Here is a 17,427-nt window from a genome sequence, read left to right as displayed (position 1 = left end):
CTCAGAGCCGGGTCGTCGCGGACGGCCCGGCGGCGTCCAGGCCGGGCGGCGCGGCCGAGACCGCGACCGCGGCGCGCGACGCGTCCAGCCGGGCGAGCGCGCGCGACACCGACGGCCCGGCGTCCGAGCCCGCCTCCGCCAGGTGCTCCAGGCCCTGGTCGAGGTCGATGGCGTCCTCGGCGAGCCCGACGGTCAGCGCGATCGTCTCGCAGACCGCGTCGAGGTCGTCCAGGTAGAGGACGTTCTGGCCGAGCAGCCCCTGCCAGAAGTCCCTCAGCTCGCTGCTGCCGGCGTGGTAGGCGCCCTGCGGGATGATGAAGTACACGTCGTACATCCGCTGCAGCTCGCGGACGATCGCGGCGACGGGGACGTCCTCCGCCGGCTCGTCCCCGATGACCTTCGCGACCTCGCGCCGCTTGACCGCCGGGTAGGCCGGCTCGTCGCCGATCATGAACAGGTAGCCGCGCCTCCCGCGCTTCTCGAAGCAGTCGATCGAGGTGTGCCTGGCCATGAAGTACATGGCCAGCTCGTACGACTCGCGCATCTGGCCGCCGCCCCCGCCCTCCAGCAGGACGTTGCCGAGGTCGTCGTCCATCCGGTTGTCGGCCTCGAACTGCCCGATCTGCAGCGGCGCCCGGTCGCACGTCGCGTCGCCGACCGCGCCGAACATGATGTGCGGGTGCTCGGCGTACCCCTTGCGGAGCAGCAGCCCGAGCAGGTCGGGGAGCTTGGTCTGCAGCGCCCGCGGCACGTGCCGCATCGAGCCGGTCACGTCGAACAGCACGCCGATCGCGAGCGACTCCGGGTGGTCGGCGGAGTCCCGGCTCTCCCGGAAGGCCACGCCGCGCGGGTCGAGGCCGGGGTGGACGGTGGTGGCGCCGCCGTCGGAGTGGGCGAACGCGCTGGTGCCGGTGGCCGCGCGGTAGCTCGCGCGGGCGGCGTAGACGTCGGTGGACCAGTGTCCGCTTCCCATGGTCGTCTCCTTAGTGGGGGAGGGGCAGGTGGAACGGGCGGAAGCGCCGCGGGCCGTAGAGCTTCTCCAGCAGCTCGTCCAGTTCGGCCAGCAGCCGCCAGGCGTCGGAGGGGCGCCGGTTCTGCGCCGGAAGCGTGCAGCCGCGGGCGAACGAGCGCATCGCCTTGGGCGCCTTGTCGCCCATGAGGCCGGTCATGCACCGGGTGGCCATATGGATGTCGGTCGCCGGGCTCGCGGGCTCCCGTCCCGGCACCTCGGCCGGGTACAGCTCGGCGTACCGGTCGACCATGGCCGGCACCCGGCCGGACGGGTCGGTGGCCGCGTAGCAGCCCGGGACGGAATAGCACCAGTCGACGAGGACGAGCCCGTGCTCGGCCGGATGGATCATGATGTGGTCCGGCAGGACCGCGCCGTGCAGGACGCCCGCGCGGTGCGCGAACCCCAGGGCGACGAGCAGCCGCCGCCACATCCAGGCCGCGTCGCGCGGGTCGACGCCGCCGGGGAACGCCCTGCCGACCTCGGCGAGCGTGTGGAACCCGTCCAGCGCGACGATCGCGTTGGCCCGCCGCTCCAGTCCGGTCGAGGCGTCCCGGTGCCGGAACGACTCGACCAGCCGCGGGACGTACGGCAGGAACCTCCCGTCGCCGTCCTTGGGGAGCTGGCGCAGCGCCACGGCCTCGCGTTCGAGCAGGTCGCCGTCGCGCGGGTCGCGCGGCATCTTCAGCACCACCCGACGGCCGCCGTCCTCCGGCCGGGCCGGGTACAGCTCGGCCAGGTCGCCGCCGACCGGGTCGCCGGTGAGCCGGTACGCGTGGCGGCGCGTCGTGATCAGCGCCGTGCCGTCCCGGTTGTAGCCGCGCCACAGGTCGTTCAGCCTGATGAACGCGTCGCGGGTGCGGCCGCCGGTCGCGTCCGGATGGACGAGCCGCGCGAGCCGCCGGTACCGCCGCACCGCCTCGGCCGCGTCCTCGCCGAACAGGTCCGCCGGGACCCGCGCCCGCCCGAGCCGGGCCAGCGCGTCGTCCAAGCCCACGCTCAGCCCTGCTTGTGGTGGGGGGCCGACCCCCCACGCCCCCCGGCTCGCTTCGCTCATCTGATCTCCTCCTCCCGGCTGGGCCGTAGCAAGGCCGGGTGCAGGAGGCGGGCGTCGCCGGCCCGGTAGAGCCGCGGCCTCGGCCCGCCGCGCCGGCCGCCCCGGTCGGACGTCGCGCCCGTGCTCTCCACGAACCCGGGCACGGACAGGACCTTCCGGTGGAAGTTGCCGGCGTGCAGCTCCTCGCCCCACACCGCCTCGTAGACCGCGCGCAGCTCGGGGATCGTGAACTCGCCGCCGCAGAAGGCCGCGGCGAGCGGGGTGTACTCCAGCTTGGCGCGCGCCCGCTCCAGCCCGTCCGACAGGATCCGCGCGTGGTCGAACGCCAGGCGGCGGGTCGTGCCCGGACGCTGGCCGCCGGACTCGGTCAGCCCGAGCGCCTCCACCGGGACCCAGGCCGCGTCGGCCGCGTCGCCGCCCGCCTCGGGGTCCGGCAGCTCCGGCGCGAACGCCAGGTGGGCGACGGAGATGACGCGCATGCGCGGGTCGCGGCCGGGGGAGCCGTACGTGCCGAGCTGCTCCAGATGGACGCGGCCGAGCGCGCCGCCCTTGGCGCTGAGCCCGGTCTCCTCGGCCAGCTCCCGGACGGCCGCGTCGGGCAGGTCCTCCGCCTCGGCCCCCTGGAGCGGCCCGCCCGCCTGGACGAACCCGCCGGGCAGCGCCCACATCCCCGCGTACGGGGCGCTTCCGCGCCGGACCAGCAGGACGTGCAGCGCGCCGTCGCGGATGGTGAGCGCCACGACGTCCACCGTCACGGCGACCGGGTCGTAGTCGCGCGGATCGTAGTTCGCGAGGAAGTCGCTCTCGTCGTGCCTCGGGTCCGGGGTCATCCGCGCCCTCCTGTCGTTCTCGCACTGAGTAGTTCTCATACTGAGTTCATCTCTGTATGAGAACAACATAGGTCGGCCGGGAGCCGTTGTCCAGTCCGGTCGGCGGACGTGAAACGAGGGCGCCGCCCCCCGTCAACGGGAGCGGCGCCCTCGTAGGGCTTGCTCAGCGGCGGTGGCGCCCGCCGTTCGGCGGTTCCTGATGCTCCCCGTCGTGGGGAGGACCGCCCTCGTGCGGTCCCGATCCGTACGGATCCGGCGCATAGGGGTCGGAAGAGTAGGGGTCAGGGGTGTACGCGTCGGAACCGTAGGGGTCCGAGCCGTAGGGGGCGGGGGCGCCGGGGCCCGGTGTGTAGGGGGCAGGCGAGTAGGGGCCGGGGGCACCCGGGCCGACCGCGTACGGGTCGGCCGGGGCCTCCGGCGGGGCGAACTGGCCGCTGGGCTGCCGGCCCGCCGAGAACCGGCCCGTCGGGTAGGGGCTCTCCGGGCTGGTGGCCCCCGGACGCATCTCCCCGGGCCACCCGGTCTCGTACTGGCCTGTCTCGTACGGCCCCGGGTACTCGCCGGTCGACTGCGCGCCGGGCGGGTACGGGGCCGACCCGGTGCCGGGCGGGGGCGGGCCCGCCAGGGAAGCGCCGCCCGGGGGCGGCGCGGACAGCCGGGCGGCGAGCGGACGCTCGGGCGGCGGCTCGTCCAGCAGCAGCTTCATCTGGCTCTTGCGGCGCCCGTACACCATGTACAGCAGCAGGCCGGCGACCATCCAGACGCCGAAGTAGGCCCACGTCTGGACCTTCAGGTTCACCATCAGCCAGCCGACCGCGAGGATCGTCGCCACGGCGGTGAGCGACGCCGCCGGCACCCGGAACGGGCGGTGCAGGTCGGGCTGGGAGCGCCGCAGCGCCAGCACGGAGGCGGGCACGAACAGGAACGCGAACAGCGTCCCCATGACCACCAGCTGCTCCAGCGTGAGCACGTCGAACGTCTGCGACATCACCACGGCCGCGCCGCCCGCCAGCATCGTGGCGCGGGACGGCACCTTGTAGCGGCTCATGGACGCCAGCGGGCGCGGCAGCAGCCCGTCGCGCGACATCGAGAAGATCACCCGGGTCAGGCTGATCAGCACCACCAGGATGACGGTCGTCAGCGCGAGCACGACGCCCACGTCGACGAGCTTGCCCATCGCGCCCGCGCCGACCGAGTCGAACGCCGCGGCGATCAGCAGCTTGTCCGGGTTGAGCGCGGCGAAGCCGTTCGTCCCGACCATGCCGACCAGCGCGAACGCCACGGCCGCGTACAGCACGACGGCGGCGAGCAGGGCCGTGATGATGCCGCGCGGCACCTTGCGGGGCGCGTCCTCGGTCTCCTCGGAGGCGGTCGCGATGAGGTCGAACCCGATGTAGGCGAACGCGATGGCGGGCGCCGCCGCGAAGATCCCCCAGACGCCGAACACGTGCGGGGTCCCGCCGCCGATCGCGCCGAGCATCGCGTCCAGGACCGTCTGGTCGCCCTCGGGCGCCGGGCGGGCCGGCGGCACGAACGGGGTGAGGTTGCCGGGGGAGAAGAACTTCAGCCCGGTGGCGATGACGAGCCCGATCACGATGACCTTGGCCATCACCATGTACCAGAGGGTCTTCAGGCTCAGCCGGCTGCCGGTGGCGAGCATCAGCACGACCAGCACCAGGATGAGCAGGGCGAACAGGTCGGGGCCCTTCTGCTGCCCGATGAGGTCCCCGAGCCACCCCGGGATCGGGACGCTGAAGTCGTTCAGCGCCTGCGTCGCGTACAGCGACCAGACCCGCGCCAGCACCGACGCCGCCAGCAGCAGCTCCATGATCAGGGCCCAGCCGACGACCCACGCCCACACCTCGCCGAACGCGACGTAGGAGAAGGAGTAGGAGCTGCCCGCCACCGGGATGATCGACGACAGCTCGGCGAACGCGAGCGCGACCAGCAGGCACACGCCCCCGGCGACGAGGAACGAGATGAGCACGCCGGGGCCCGCGGTCGCGGCGGCCTGCTCCCCGGCGATCTTGAAGATGCCGGAGCCGATCATGACGCCGAGGCCGAGCACGACGAGGTCGCGGGTCCGGTAGACGACGCGGAGCCGGTGCCGGCCGCCGTAGAGCCGTCCTGTCGCGCGTTCCACCGGCAGCCGCCGGAACATGTTGTTGCGCATGCGCATATCCCAGGTCATAGGTGCCCCCCTAGGCCGGGGGCCCCGGGGGTGCTGAACCCGCGCCGCTGATCGCGAGATGGTGGTTTGCCGAAGTCCCTAAGAATTCACCAGGTACGACCATAATCGCAACGTTTTGCGGGGGATTGGTGGGGTCCATCTGTTGTAAGACACTGCCAAACCGGCTGGTAGCGACCGCCGGGCGACGTCCCGCAGCCTCCCACTCACGCGCCGCACACCGAATCAGTTTCAATGGATCGTTCCCCGCCCGAATGGCCCGTCCGCAAAGGGAGAAAGCGCTTTACGATCTTTGTTCCCTGGCGCCGGACGAAGATCGATGACAACGTGGAACCGCCGCGTTCATCTGGAGGTCCGGTGTTCCGCTCCCACTTGTCGTCGAAGCCGCCGCGCTCGAAGCCGCCGCGCTCGAAGCCGCCGTGTCCGAAGTCACGGCGCTCGAAGAGCCGGGCGCCCGCGGGCGCCGCGCGCTGGGCCGCCGCCCTCGCCGCGCTCACCACGGCCGCGTCGCTGACCGTCCCGGTGGCGGGCGCCGCCGCGGAGCACCGCCCGCGGCCGCCGGCCAAGCAGCCGGTCGCGACCGGCTACGGCGGCGCGGTGTCCACGGTCGACCCGTACGCGACCCGCACCGCGCTTGACGTGCTCAGGCGCGGCGGCAACGCGATGGACGCGGCCGTCGCCGCCGGCGCCACCCTCGGCGTCACCGAGCCGTACGTGGCGGCGATCGGCGGCGGAGGCTACATCACCTACTACGACGCCCGCACGGGCCGCGTCCACGCCCTCGACGGCCGCGAGATCGCGCCGAAGCGGATGGGGGAGGACGCCTTCCTCGACCCGGCCACCGGTGAGCCGCTCCCGTTCGACCAGGCCGTCACGAGCGGGCTCGGCGTCGGCGTGCCCGGCACGCTCGCGCAGTGGGACCTCGCCCTGCGCCGCTTCGGCAGCCGCGACCTCGGCCGCCTGCTCCGCCCGGCCGTCACCGTCGCCGAGCGGGGCTTCGTCGTGGACCAGGAGTTCCACGACCAGACGGCGCTGAACGCGGACCGGTTCCGCGACATCGTCCCGACCCGCGAGCTGTTCCTGCCGGGCGGGCGCGTCCCCGCCGTCGGCTCGGTCTTCCGCAACCCCGACCTGGCCCGCACCTACCGCGAGCTGGCCAGGCGCGGCACCGGCTGGTTCTACGAGGGGCGGCTGGGCGAGGAGATCGCGCGGACGGTCGCCGACCCGCCGGTCGCCCCGGACGCGACCCGCAACGTCCGCCCCGGCCTGATGAGCACCCGCGACCTGGACGCCTACCGCGCCCTGCTGCGCAAGCCCACCCACGTCACCTACCGGGGCCTGGACGTGTACGGCATGCCGCCCTCCTCGTCGGGCGGCACCACGGTCGGCGAGGCGCTCAACATCATGAGCGGCTTCCGCCTCGGCGAGGACGACCCCGCGAAGGCCCTGCACTACTACCTGGAGGCGTCCAAGCTCGCCTACGCCGACCGCGGCCGGTACCTGGGCGACGCCGACAAGGTCGACGTGCCGGTGGACGAGCTGCTGTCGCGCGGGTACGCCCGCGAGCGCGCCTGCCTGATCGATCCCGACCGCGCCGCTGAGGCGCCCGTCGCCGCCGGATCGCCCGACGGCGACTACCGCCCGTGCGTCCCCGCGGGCACCGCGACCCGGCCGCTCGCCGGCGAGGGCCCGCAGACCACCCACCTCGTCGTCGCGGACAAGTGGGGCAACGTCGCGTCCTACACGCTGTCCATCGAGCAGTTCGGCGGCAGCGGCATCACCGTCCCCGGGCGCGGGTTCCTGCTCAACAACCAGCTGACCGACTTCTCCTTCAGCCCGCCCGCTCCCGGGGCGGCGCCCGACCCGAACCTGCCGGGACCGCACAAGCGGCCGCGCAGTAGCATGTCCCCGACGCTCGTGCTCGAGGGCGGCCGCCCCCGGCTGGCCCTCGGCACCCCCGGCGGATCGACGATCATCACGACCGTCCTGCAGATCCTGCTGAACCGCGTCGACCTCGGCATGGACCTGCCCGCCGCGCTGAACGCCCCGCGCGCGACGCAGCGCAACACCCCGCAGGTCTTCGCCGAGCAGGCGTTCATCGACCGGTACGGCGCGGACCTCGCGGCGCGCGGGCACCGCCTGGCGGTCTTCCCCGGCCCGCCCGCGGGCGTGATCGGCGCCGCGACGGCTCTGGAGATCCTGCGGCCGGGGCTCGTCCAGGCGGTGGCGGAGCCGACGCGGCGGGGCGGCGGCAGCGCGATGGTCGTCCGGCCGGCCGGGCGGTAGGAGTGTCCGGCGAGAGGGAAGGAGTCGGGCCATGGCCCACTCTTACGTGCAGGTGACGACCACGACCGACTCCCGCGCCGAGGCGGCCGAGCTGGCCAGGTCCGCGGTCACCGAGCGGCTCGCGGCCTGCGCCCAGCTCGTCGGCCCGATCGCCAGCACCTACTGGTGGGAGGGCGAGATCGAGTCGGCGGAGGAGTGGATGGTGCTGTTCAAGACCTCCGCCGACAAGTTCGAGGAGCTGGCGACGCTGATCACCGAGGTGCACTCCTACGACACCCCGGAGATCATCGCCACGCCGGTGGTGGCGGGGAGCATGGACTACCTGGCGTGGATCACCGAGCAGACCGAGCCCGGCGAGAGGGACGAGGCCATCGGGGACGAGGGCGACTGACCGGAACGGCTCCCGGGACGGGCCGCCGGGGGTCTGGCGACCGCCATGACCAGCCCCGATGCGTCCCTTGCGGGGGCCTCGGTCGTGTGATGTCCGTCAAGTCGGGGTAAGTTTCCGTTACCCCGGCCGGGTGTGCCTTCCCGGCCGCGGCGACGGAAGGCGGTTGACGTGCACGACGAGCTGGGCTCCCCTCCCCACCGGCAGGAGCGCACGGACCACGGGCTGTTCGGACCGGGCTCGGTGACCTGGCGGGTCATGGGCGAGCCCGTCCTGATCGTCGGCGGGATCAGGGCGCTGCTGCTGCAGGGCCTGCACCCGCGGTCGATGTGGGGCACCGCGCAGAACTCCGAGCTCATGGACCCGTCCGCCGCCTGGGCGCGGCTCGGCCGGACGGTCGAGTTCGTCCGCGTGCGCACCTACGGGACGGAGGAGGAGGTCGAGCGGGTGGGCCGCCGGGTCCGCAAGCTGCACTCCAAGCTGACCGGCCTCGACATGCGCACCGGCGAGACGTTCCCGGTCGACGATCCGGAGAACCTGCTCTGGGTCCACCTCGGCGAGGTCGACTCGTACTTGGACGTGGCGCGCCGCGCCGGGGTGCCGCTGACCGCCGCGGACGCCGACGCCTTCGTGGACGAGCAGCGCCGCGCGGCCGCCGTCGTCGGCCTCGACCCCGCGGACGTGCCCGCGTCCGTCGCGGAGATGGAGGAGTACTACGCGGAGATGCGGCGGCGTATCTGGGCGTGCCGGGAGGCCCGCGAGGGGCTGCGCCGCATGTTCAACCCGGCCGTGCCGCGGCACCTGCTGCCGCTGAAGCTCGCCGCGCCCGCCCTCGGGACGCTGGTGGTCGCGACGCTGCCGCGCTGGGCCCGCCGCATGTACGGGCTGCCGGGGCTCCCCACGTCCGACCTGGCCGCGACGCTGACGCTCAAGGGCCTGTACCGGACGTCGCACGTCGTCCCCGAGCGGTTCCGCTACTCCCCGGACGCCAAGCGGGCCCGGGAGCTCACGCGCCTGCACGAGGCCGAGCTGGCCACCTGGTCCATCGCCTCCTGAGCGCCGGCCCGGTGCGGGGCGGTCCGGTCAGCCGCGGCGCATCAGCCGGCCCACGGCCGCCATCAGCTCGGTGGACATCACGTCCGCCTTGCCCTCCTCGGCGCCCTCGGCCACGCAGTGCCGCACGTGCCCGTCGAGCAGGCCGAGCGCGACCTTGTCGAGCGCGGCCTGGACGGCGCTGATCTGCGTGAGGATGTCGATGCAGTAGCGGTCCTCCTCGACCATCCGGTCGATGCCGCGCACCTGCCCCTCGATCCGGGCCAGCCGGGTCTGCAGCTGGTCCTTGGTGGCGGTGTACCCGCGGGTGGGGGTCTCGCTGGTCGCCATCTCCGTCCTCACAATCCTTCCGAGGGCGCACGCCCGGGTACCCCTGGGGGACATCCCCCAATTCGGTACCTTACGTGCTCGCGGCGCCCTGGCGGTCACTCCGAGAGCGAGGTGAACGGGGGGCGGGCGACACGGGCGCGCCCCGGTGAGGCGGTCGTGCGTCAGGGCTTGCGCGCGATACCCCCGTACATGAGGCGCTGGCCGACGGAGAGCTCGTCCGGGACGGCCCCGTCGGGGCGCCACAGCGGCAGCGGGACGAGGCCGGGTTCGAGGAGTTCCAGGCCGCCGAAGTAGCGGGTGATCTCCTCCGGTGTGCGGAACCGTCCCGTGCCGAGCAGCCCCTGGTACTGCGCCTCGGCGTCGACGGCCTCCTGGCTTGACGCGCAGAAGGCCGTGACGAAGAGGTGGCTGCCGGACGGCACGGCGTCCATCAGCGTCTCGACGATCCGCTGCGGGCCCTCGTCGTCGTGCAGGTGGTGCAGGATGCCGACCAGCATCACTCCCACCGGCTGGTCGAAGTCGATGAGCCGGCGCACTTCCTCGTGGGCGAGGATCTTCTCCGGTTCGCGGATGTCGGCGGTGACGACCGTGGTGCTCGCGTTCTCGGCGAGTAGGGCCCGCCCGTGCGCGAGGACGATCGGGTCGTTGTCGACGTACACGACCCGCGAGCCGGGCGCCGTGGCCTGCGCGACCTGGTGGGTGTTCTGCACGGTCGGGAGGCCGGAGCCGAGGTCGAGGAACTGGCGCAGGCCCGCCTCGCCGGCCAGGTAGCGCACGCCGCGGCCGAGGATCTCGCGGTTGTAGGTGGCGACGTCGTAGATCTCCGGGATGATCTTGACGATCTCGGCGACGAAGGCGCGGTCGACCTCGAAGTTGTCCTTGCCGCGCAGTACCACGTCATAGGTCCGAGCGATGCTCGGCTTGGTGACGTCGATCCCTAGCGCAGCCCAGTCGTACTGCTCTTCGGCCATGCCGTTTCCTGCCTCTTGCCGCTTTTGAGTTCTCGGAGGGGCGCCTCACCGCCCCTCGCTGATCGTAAACGCCTGACCTCTTTCCCGTCACGAAAGTGGCGAATGTTCGTTGGAGCGATCCGAATCAGGGGCGGGCGGGGTGCAGCCACTCGTCGGCGATCGCGACCGTCAGCTGCTCCAGCAGCGGACCCGCCCGCCGGACGCGGCGCTCGGGGTCGGGTTCGATGTCGGCCAGCGCGTAGGCGGCCTGGATGCGCGCCTTGCGGAGCTGCTCGCCGGTGAGGCCGCGCCGGCCGGTGACCGCGACGACGGGCGCGCCCGCGCGGGCGGCGGCGCGGGCGACGCCGATCGGCGCGGTGCCGCGCAGCGAGCGGGTGTCGAGCGAGCCCTCGCCGGTCACGACGAGGCGCGCGCCCCGCGCCTTCTCCGCGAAGCCCAGCAGGCCGAGCATGAGCGAGGTGCCGGGCTCGATCGTCGCGCCGAGGAAGGCGAGCGCGGCGAACCCGACGCCGCCCGCGGTCCCGGCGCCGGGCAGGTCGCGGGCCGCCGTGCGGGACGCCGCCTCGGCCAGGTCGGCCCAGCGGCGGAGCCCGGCGTCCAGCAGCCGGACCTCGTCGCGGGTCGCGCCGCGCCGCGGCCCGTCCACCGCGGCGGCGCCGGTGCGGCCGAGCAGCGGCCCCGCGGAGTCCGCCGCGAGCACCACCTCGATACCGGACATGTCGGGCAGGCCGCGCAGGTCGAGGGCGTGCAGGGACCGCAGCGCGGCACCGCCGGGCGGCAGGTCCTTGCCGAGCGCGTCGAGCAGCCGCCCGCCGAGCCCCTGCACCAGGCCGGCGCCGCCGTCGGTGCAGGCGCCGCCGCCGAGGCCGAGCACGATCCGGCGGGCGCCGAGCCGCACCGCGTGCGCGAGGAGCTGGCCCGTGCCGAGGCTGGACGCGTGCAGCGGCCGCGGCTTGCCGCCGGGCAGCCGCCGCACGCCGGACGCCTCGGCGAGCTCCACCACGGCGGTGCGGCCGTTCATCGCGAGCCGCGCGGTGACCGGGCGCCCGGTCGGCCCGCACACCTCTGCCTCGACCCGCCGCCACCCGGCCGCGACCGCGGCCTCGACGGTGCCCTCGCCGCCGTCGGCCACCGGCAGCTCCACCAGCGGGACGCCGGGCCGGACGCGCCGCAGCCCGGCCGCGAGGTGCCGGGCCGCCTGCGCCGCGGTCAGCGCCCCCGGGAACCTGTCAGGCGCCAGCAGGACGTGACCCGGCGGCGACGGGTGGGGGGGAGAGTCCGCGGACACGGCCACGCCTTTCACGCCGGAGGTAAGGCTCTACCTTCTGCTTACGCCATGACGGCACTATTTGACACCCGCGAGCATGCCCGAAGGTTTCAAATGAGGCGACAGGCGGGCGTGACACGGCCCGAGGTCGACGCGCTGTGGCGGCTAGCGCACGCCCAGCCACTGCTCGATGGGATCGATCAGGAAGAAGATCATGAACAGCGCGACCACCGGCCACAGCCAGATCGACACCTCGCGGACCTTGCCCCGCGCCAGCTTGATCAGCGCGTAGCTCACCATGCCGGCGCCGATCCCGATCGTGATCGAGAACGTGAACGGCATCAGCACGATGGTCAGGAACGCCGGGATGGTGATCTCCAGGTCGTCCCAGTTGACCTTGGCGACCTGCGTCATCATCAGCGCGCCGACGACGACCAGGGCGGGCGCGGCGGCCTGCGCGGGCACCGTCGCCGCGAGCGGGGTGAGGAACAGCGTCACCGCGAACAGCGCGCCGGTGGCGATGTTGGCCAGGCCCGTCCGGGCGCCCTCGCCGACGCCGGCCGCCGACTCGACGAACACCGTGTTGGCGGACGAGCTGGTCACGCCGCCGAACGCGGCCGAGACGCCGTCCACCGACAGGATCCGGCCGAGCTTCGGCACCTGGCCCTTCTCGTCCAGCAGCCCCGCCTCGTCGCTGACCCCGAGGATCGTGCCCATGGCGTCGAAGAACCCGGAGAGCACCAGCGTGAACAGCACGACCAGCGCCGTGATGACCCCGGCCCGGGCGAACCCGCCGAACAGGTCGAACTGCCCGAACAATCCGAAGTCCGGCATGGCGAACAGCCGGTCCGGCATGTTCGGGGTGACCACGCCCCAGCTGCCCTCCCGGACCTCCGCGTTCTCCTGGATGAGCACGGCGCCGACCGTCCCGGCGATGATGCTGATCAGGATCGCGCCCGGCACCCGGCGCACGTACAGCACGATCATCAGCAGCAGGGTCAGCCCGAACACCAGCGTCGGCCAGGTCTCCAGCTGGCCCCCGGTCCCGAGCGAGAGCGGCGGGCTGGTGTCGCTGGAGGTGACGAAGCCCGAGTCGTAGAAGCCGACCAGCGCGATGAACGCGCCGATGCCGACCGCGATCGCGTGCTTGAGCGCAAGCGGGATCGAGTTCATGATCCGCTCGCGGATCCCGGTGAGCGCGAGCACCACGATGACCGCGCCCTCGATCACCACCAGGCCCATCGCCTGCGGCCAGGTCATCACCGGCGCCGCCTGGAACGCCACGACCGCGTTGATGCCGAGGCCCGCCGCCAGCGCGAGCGGGGCGTTCCCGACCAGGCCCATGATCACCGTCGCGATCGCGGCCGACAGCGCGGTCATCGTGGTCAGCTGCGGGATCGACAGCTGCGCGCCGGTGACGTCCTGCGCCCCGCCGAGGATGATCGGGTTCAGCAGGATGATGTAGGCCATCGCGAAGAACGTGGTGACGCCACCGCGCAGCTCGCGCGGCACGGTCGTCCCGCGCGCGGTGATCTCGAACAGCCGCTCCAGCGGCCCGCGGCCGCCCGCCGGCGGCGAAGCGTCGGTCTTTGCGGCATTGGTATCGGACATGACGGGCGCTCCGCTTTCAGCAGCATGGTCTCGGAAACGGCGTGCACAGGGTAGCCGTCCGGGGTGGCGGCCCCCGCACCGGCTCCCGCCGGGCGGGCGGTCCCCGGACGTGATTCCCGGAAGTGATTCCGGCCTTCCGCAGCGTGACGTCGGTGACGAGTCCGCTATAGCCTGCCGGGGTGCGAATGCGAGACACGGCCAGGATGGACGGCCTCGACTCCTATGCGCGGCTGCTCGCGTCCGTCCCGGAGGGCACCCGCTCGTCCTTCCGCGCCCGGATGCTCGGCCCGCTGGAGGAGTACGACAGCAGCCGGCAGGCCGAGCTCGTGCACACGCTGGAGGTCTTCCTGGCGTGCTCGGGGTCCTGGAGCCGCACCGCGACGCGGCTGCACGTCCACGTGAACACGCTTCGGTACCGAATCCGGCGAATCGAGGACCTGACCGGCCGGGACCTCGGCACACTTGAGGACCGGGTCGACTTCTTCCTCGCCCTGCGCGCGACGCAGCCGGCGAGCACCCGTTAGCGGGACACCCTTTAGCTGGCGACACTCTGTAGGCGGTGGTCACACGATGGATCGGGAGACACTGGGGCAGCGCATCCGCGCCCTGCGGATCCGGCAGGGCGTGAGCCAGGCGCAGCTCGCCTTCCCCGAGCTGTCCGACAGCTACATCTCGCTGATCGAGAGCGACAAGCGGGTGCCCGCGCCGAGCGTGGTCGAGCTGCTCGCGGCGAAGCTGAACTGCTCGGCGACGTACCTGGTCAGCGGCGTCAGCGAGGACGTCGTGGACGAGCTGCGCGTCACCCTCGACTACGCCGAGATAGCGCTGAGCAACGGCGCGGCGGCCGAGGCGCGGGCCCGGTTCGCCGAGGTGCTCGCCAGCGCCGACGCGGTGGCGCTGCCGGACATGCTGCACCAGGCGCGGTGGGGCCACGCCCTCGCGCTGGAGGCCGCCGGGGAGCTGGAGGAGGCGATCGCCGGGCTGCGGGAGCTGACCGAGCAGGCCTCCGCCGAGAGCGACCTCGACCACTGGGCGAGGCTGCACGTCGCGCTCAGCCGCTGCCTGCGCGAGCGCGGCGACATCAGCGCGGGCGTGCACGCCGCCGAGAACGCGCTGCGGCACCTCATCGCGGCCGGCGCCGACTCCACCGACGCCGCCGTGCACCTCGGCGCGGCGCTGCTCACCGCGTTCATCGAGCGGGGCGACCTCGTCCGGGCCAGCCAGCTCGCCGCCCAGCTCGTCGAGCGGGCCGAGCGGATCGGCAGCCCCCGCGCCCGGATGGTCGCCTACTGGGAGGCCGCGTACGTCGCGGAGATCCGCGGCGAGTACGAGGACGGCGTCGCCCTCGCCGAGCGCGCGCTGATGCTCGCCGGCGAGGGCGAGGACCCGCGCAACCTCGGCCGGCTCCGCGTCCGCTACGCCGCGCTGCTGCTGCGCGCCCGGCCCGACCAGGCCGCCCGCGCCCGCGAGCTGCTCGTCCGGGTCCGCGGCGAGATCAACGCCAGCGCGTCCGGGGAGATCGACGTCGCCTGGTGCCTGACCGAGCTGGCCCGCGCCGAGACGGTGCTCGGCCGGCCCGCCGAGGGGGCGCGGCTCGCCGAGGAGGCCCTGGAGCTGCTCGGGGACGCGCCGCGCCGCGCCACCGCCGGGGCGCTGACCGTGCTCGGCGAGGCGTCGGTGCGGCTCGGCCGCCGCGACCGGGCCGTCGAGGTGCTGACCCGCGCCGCCACCTGCCTGGAGGACATGGAGTCCTCCCGGGAGGCCGCGCAGGCCTGGTTCGACCTCGCCGAGGTCCTGGCCGAGACGGGCACCGCCGACGAGCCCCGGATGGCGGCGTACCGCCGCGCCCTCACGTGCGTGGGGGTCTGAGGCGGGGCGCCGTGGAAGCGACCTGAAACCCGGGATGTGCCACTACCGGGGGCTCAGTAGGGTAGGGGAACCCCTTCGTCTCACTAGAGAACCCGGCCTCCATGAGAATCCTCAAGCTCCGCCGTCCCGCCCGCGGCCTCGGTATCGCCGCGCTCGCCGCCGCCCTGCTCACCGTCGTCATGGCGCCCCCCGCGCTGGCGCACCCCCAGCTGATGGAGAGCACGCCCGCCAAGGGCGCCTCGGCGGAATCGGTGACCGAGGTGGCGCTGGTCTTCAACGAGAAGATCAACGTCGCCAAGGTCGTCGTCACGGACGCGACGGGCAAGGCGTTCCAGGCGGGTGAGGCCGAGCGCTCGGGGACGACGGTCACGCAGAAGCTCACGGGCGCGCTGCCCGCCGGCACCTACACGATCGCCTACCGGGTCGTCGGCCAGGACGGGCACCCCCTCGAGAACGACGACCTGACGTTCACCGCGGCCGGCGGCGCCGCGCCCGCGCCGAGCGCGGGCGGCGTCGGCGCCGCGGAGCAGACGGGCCCCGCCGCCACCGCCGACGAGCAGCCGCTCAAGATCGACCAGGAGCAGGCCGCGGCGGACGAGGAGTCCGGTTCCGGCGCGGTGCTGTGGGTGCTGATCATCGTCGGCCTGCTGATCGGGGTCGGCATCGGCCTCGGGATCGTGTTCCGCGCCAAGCGCAAGCACCAGGCGGCCACCGGAAGTGAGTAAGGGCACCCTGGGCGTCTGGCGGGCCGGCGCGGTCGCGGTGGCCGCGGCCGCCGCCGCCCTGGTGGCCGGCCTGGTCCTCGGCGGCTCGGTCACCGAGAAGGTCATCCCCGGCCTCGGGGACCCGGGCGCCCTCACCCGGTGGGGGCTGCCCGCCTCGCGGGCGGCGATGAACCTGCTGTCCGCCCTCACCGTCGGAGCCCTGCTGGCCGCCGCCGCGCTGCTGCCCGTCGAGGGCGGGCGCGGGGCGGCGCGGCTGTCCGCGGACGCGGTCCGCTACGTGGGCGCCGCGTCCTGGCTCGCCGCCGGCTGGGCCGCCGCCGCGGCGGCCACCCTGGTGCTCACCGTCGCCGACGTCCTCGGCCAGCCGGTCCAGGAGGTCGTCACCGGCAGCGAGCTGAGCAGCTACGTCGGCTCGCTGCCCCAGGGCACCGCCCTCATGCTGGTGGTGCTGCTCGCCGTGGTCGTGGCGCTGATGGCCCGCACCACCACCACGCCCGCCGCCGCCTTCGGGCTGCTGGCGACGGCCGGGATCGCGCTGCTCCCGGCGCCCCTGACCGGGCACTCGGCCTCGGCCGCCAACCACGCCGTCGCGACGACCGGCGTGGCGCTGCACGTCGCCGCCGTCGCGCCCTGGGTCGGCGGGCTCGCCGTCCTCGCCGTCCACGCGATGCTCCGCCGCGACAAGCTCCCGGTCATGGCGGAGCGGTTCAGCCGCATGGCGCTGTGGTGCTTCATCGTCGTCGGCGCCAGCGGCATGGTGAACGTGATCGCCCGGCTGCCCGACCCGGTGGAGCTCGTCGAGACGAACTACGGCCGGCTGGCCCTCGGGAAGATCATCGCGTTCGGTGCGCTCGGCTGGTTCGGCTGGTGGCACCGGAACCGGACGCTGCCCGCCCTCGCCGAACGCAAGCCCATGGCGTTCACCCGTTTCGCCACCGTGGAGACGGTGGTCATGGCCGCCACGATGGGCCTGGCCGTCGCCCTGGCGCGCACCGCGCCGCCCCCGCCGGACGCCCCGGAGTCCGCGGTCAAGGCGCTGCTCGGCTACGACATGCCGCCGGAGGTCACCCCGGTCCGCCTGGCGACGCTGTGGCAGTTCGACCTGTTCTTCGCCGTCCTGGTCATCGTGCTCGGCGGCCTCTACCTCGCCGCCGTGGTCCGGCTGCGCCGCCGCGGCGACGCCTGGCCGCTGGGACGCACCGCCGCCTGGTTCGTCGGCCTGCTGTCCATCGTGATCGTCACCCAGACCGGCGTCGCGAAGTACGCGCCGATCCTGTTCAGCGTGCACATGGCGCAGCACATGGTGCTGAACATGCTGACGCCGATCTTCCTGGTCGTCGGCGCGCCGGTGACGCTGGCGCTGCGCGCCCTCAAGCCCGCCCGGATCCGCGGCGACCGCGGCCCGCGCGAGTGGCTGACGGCGATCCTGCACAGCCGCTACAGCACGGTCATCGCGCATCCCGCGGTGGCGACGATCATCTTCGTGGTGAGCATCTTCGCGCTGTACTTCACGCCGCTGTTCGAGGCGGCGATGCGCAACCACCTCGGCCACATCGCGATGATGGTGCACTTCCTGGCGGCCGGGTCGCTGTTCTTCTGGGTGCTGCTCGGCGTCGACCCGGCGCCGAAGAAGCTGCCCTATCCCGGGCGCCTGCTCCTGCTCTTCGTGACGATGCCGTTCCACGCGTTCTTCGGCATCGCGCTGATGAACATGAGCCAGGCGCTCGCCCGCGGCTGGTACGCCGCCGTCGACCCGCCGTGGGGCACCACGGTCCTGCACGACCAGCACACCGGCGGCGCGATCGCGTGGGCCTTCGGCGAGATCCCGACGTTCATCGTCCTG

14 protein-coding genes and 1 pseudogene are annotated in these 17,427 nt (G+C 73.6%); 7 read left to right on the top strand and 8 right to left on the bottom strand.

All coding sequences use genetic code 11. From position 1 onward, the window contains the following. Nucleotide 1 precedes the first annotated feature (1 nt). The 4 genes from IEZ03_RS07645 to IEZ03_RS07630 all read right to left on the bottom strand — a co-directional run bounded on the left by IEZ03_RS07645 (nt 2) and on the right by IEZ03_RS07630 (nt 5,087). Nucleotides 2–973 carry a hypothetical protein gene (locus IEZ03_RS07645; protein ID WP_184886576.1) on the bottom strand — a complete coding sequence of 324 codons (972 nt, stop codon included), beginning with the start codon at nt 971–973 and terminating at the stop codon, nt 2–4. Nucleotides 974–983: 10 nt separating this feature from the next. Then, nucleotides 984–2,066, bottom strand: coding sequence for a molecular chaperone DnaJ (locus IEZ03_RS07640; RefSeq protein ID WP_229808114.1), 1,083 nt, complete (start codon nt 2,064–2,066; stop codon nt 984–986). Then, on the bottom strand, nt 2,063–2,896 hold the full coding sequence (locus IEZ03_RS07635) for an NUDIX hydrolase (RefSeq protein ID WP_184886574.1): 834 nt from the start codon (nt 2,894–2,896) through the stop codon (nt 2,063–2,065). Before IEZ03_RS07635 ends, IEZ03_RS07640 begins: the two co-directional genes overlap by 4 nt. 163 nt (nt 2,897–3,059) lie before the next feature. Next, complete coding sequence (locus IEZ03_RS07630; RefSeq protein ID WP_229808113.1) at nt 3,060–5,087, bottom strand: APC family permease; 2,028 nt, start codon at nt 5,085–5,087, stop codon at nt 3,060–3,062. Between the two features lie 354 nt (nt 5,088–5,441). On the opposite strand from IEZ03_RS07630, the gene ggt reads away from it, so the two are divergent. From ggt to IEZ03_RS07615, 3 genes are all read left to right on the top strand, one after another. Then, a complete protein-coding gene (ggt, locus tag IEZ03_RS07625; protein WP_308427951.1) occupies nt 5,442–7,370 on the top strand; it encodes a gamma-glutamyltransferase in 1,929 nt (642 codons plus the stop codon). A gap of 31 nt (nt 7,371–7,401) precedes the next feature. Beyond that, on the top strand, nt 7,402–7,761 hold the full coding sequence (gene cutA, locus IEZ03_RS07620; protein ID WP_184886570.1) for a divalent-cation tolerance protein CutA: 360 nt from the start codon (nt 7,402–7,404) through the stop codon (nt 7,759–7,761). A gap of 168 nt (nt 7,762–7,929) precedes the next feature. Next, complete coding sequence (locus IEZ03_RS07615) at nt 7,930–8,814, top strand: oxygenase MpaB family protein (RefSeq protein WP_229808112.1); 885 nt, start codon at nt 7,930–7,932, stop codon at nt 8,812–8,814. 27 nt (nt 8,815–8,841) lie between these two features. Here IEZ03_RS07615 and IEZ03_RS07610 read toward each other — a convergent pair whose 3' ends face one another. The 4 genes from IEZ03_RS07610 to IEZ03_RS07595 form a co-directional block, all read right to left on the bottom strand. Then, nucleotides 8,842–9,141, bottom strand: a complete 300-nt coding sequence (locus IEZ03_RS07610; RefSeq protein ID WP_132050683.1) for a metal-sensitive transcriptional regulator — start codon at nt 9,139–9,141, stop codon at nt 8,842–8,844. Nucleotides 9,142–9,302: 161 nt separating this feature from the next. Beyond that, a complete protein-coding gene (locus IEZ03_RS07605; RefSeq protein WP_184886568.1) occupies nt 9,303–10,112 on the bottom strand; it encodes an SAM-dependent methyltransferase in 810 nt (269 codons plus the stop codon). 124 nt (nt 10,113–10,236) lie between these two features. Beyond that, nucleotides 10,237–11,400, bottom strand: coding sequence for a glycerate kinase (locus tag IEZ03_RS07600; RefSeq protein ID WP_229808111.1), 1,164 nt, complete (start codon nt 11,398–11,400; stop codon nt 10,237–10,239). Between the two features lie 144 nt (nt 11,401–11,544). Continuing rightward, a complete protein-coding gene (locus tag IEZ03_RS07595; RefSeq protein ID WP_184886567.1) occupies nt 11,545–12,990 on the bottom strand; it encodes an NCS2 family permease in 1,446 nt (481 codons plus the stop codon). Nucleotides 12,991–13,202: 212 nt separating this feature from the next. Here IEZ03_RS07595 and IEZ03_RS07590 point away from each other — a divergent pair. From IEZ03_RS07590 to IEZ03_RS07575, 4 genes and pseudogenes are all read left to right on the top strand, one after another. Then, a pseudogene (locus IEZ03_RS07590) lies at nt 13,203–13,514 on the top strand (PucR family transcriptional regulator); the annotation flags it as partial. A gap of 46 nt (nt 13,515–13,560) precedes the next feature. Further along, entirely contained in the window at nt 13,561–14,859 is a 1,299-nt protein-coding gene (locus tag IEZ03_RS07585; RefSeq protein WP_184886565.1) for a helix-turn-helix domain-containing protein, read from the top strand. A gap of 101 nt (nt 14,860–14,960) precedes the next feature. Then, the gene (locus IEZ03_RS07580; protein ID WP_184886563.1) at nt 14,961–15,584 is read left to right on the top strand and encodes a copper resistance CopC family protein; all 624 of its coding nucleotides are present in this window, start codon (nt 14,961–14,963) and stop codon (nt 15,582–15,584) included. Continuing rightward, the coding region (locus IEZ03_RS07575) for a bifunctional copper resistance protein CopD/cytochrome c oxidase assembly protein (RefSeq protein WP_229808110.1) at nt 15,577–17,427 on the top strand (1,851 nt) is incomplete at its 3' end. The genes IEZ03_RS07580 and IEZ03_RS07575, both read left to right, overlap by 8 nt.

The organism is Actinomadura livida (assembly GCF_014648675.1).
In the GTDB taxonomy this organism is placed as follows: Bacteria; Actinomycetota; Actinomycetes; order Streptosporangiales; family Streptosporangiaceae; genus Spirillospora; species Spirillospora livida.
The sequence above is the reverse complement of the archived record's forward strand: the minus strand, read 5'-3'. Positions and strand labels throughout refer to the sequence as shown.

Bases quoted from the DNA above. Each gene is read 5' to 3' on its own strand.
- IEZ03_RS07630 (WP_229808113.1), bottom strand. From the start codon at position 5,087: ATGACCTGGGATATGCGCATGCGCAACAACATGTTCCGGCGGCTGCCG.
- cutA (WP_184886570.1), top strand. From the start codon at position 7,402: ATGGCCCACTCTTACGTGCAGGTGACGACCACGACCGACTCCCGCGCC.
- IEZ03_RS07635 (WP_184886574.1), bottom strand. From the start codon at position 2,896: ATGACCCCGGACCCGAGGCACGACGAGAGCGACTTCCTCGCGAACTAC.
- IEZ03_RS07605 (WP_184886568.1), bottom strand. From the start codon at position 10,112: ATGGCCGAAGAGCAGTACGACTGGGCTGCGCTAGGGATCGACGTCACC.
- IEZ03_RS07645 (WP_184886576.1), bottom strand. From the start codon at position 973: ATGGGAAGCGGACACTGGTCCACCGACGTCTACGCCGCCCGCGCGAGC.
- IEZ03_RS07640 (WP_229808114.1), bottom strand. From the start codon at position 2,066: ATGAGCGAAGCGAGCCGGGGGGCGTGGGGGGTCGGCCCCCCACCACAA.
- IEZ03_RS07595 (WP_184886567.1), bottom strand. From the start codon at position 12,990: ATGTCCGATACCAATGCCGCAAAGACCGACGCTTCGCCGCCGGCGGGC.
- IEZ03_RS07585 (WP_184886565.1), top strand. From the start codon at position 13,561: ATGGATCGGGAGACACTGGGGCAGCGCATCCGCGCCCTGCGGATCCGG.
- IEZ03_RS07610 (WP_132050683.1), bottom strand. From the start codon at position 9,141: ATGGCGACCAGCGAGACCCCCACCCGCGGGTACACCGCCACCAAGGAC.
- IEZ03_RS07580 (WP_184886563.1), top strand. From the start codon at position 14,961: ATGAGAATCCTCAAGCTCCGCCGTCCCGCCCGCGGCCTCGGTATCGCC.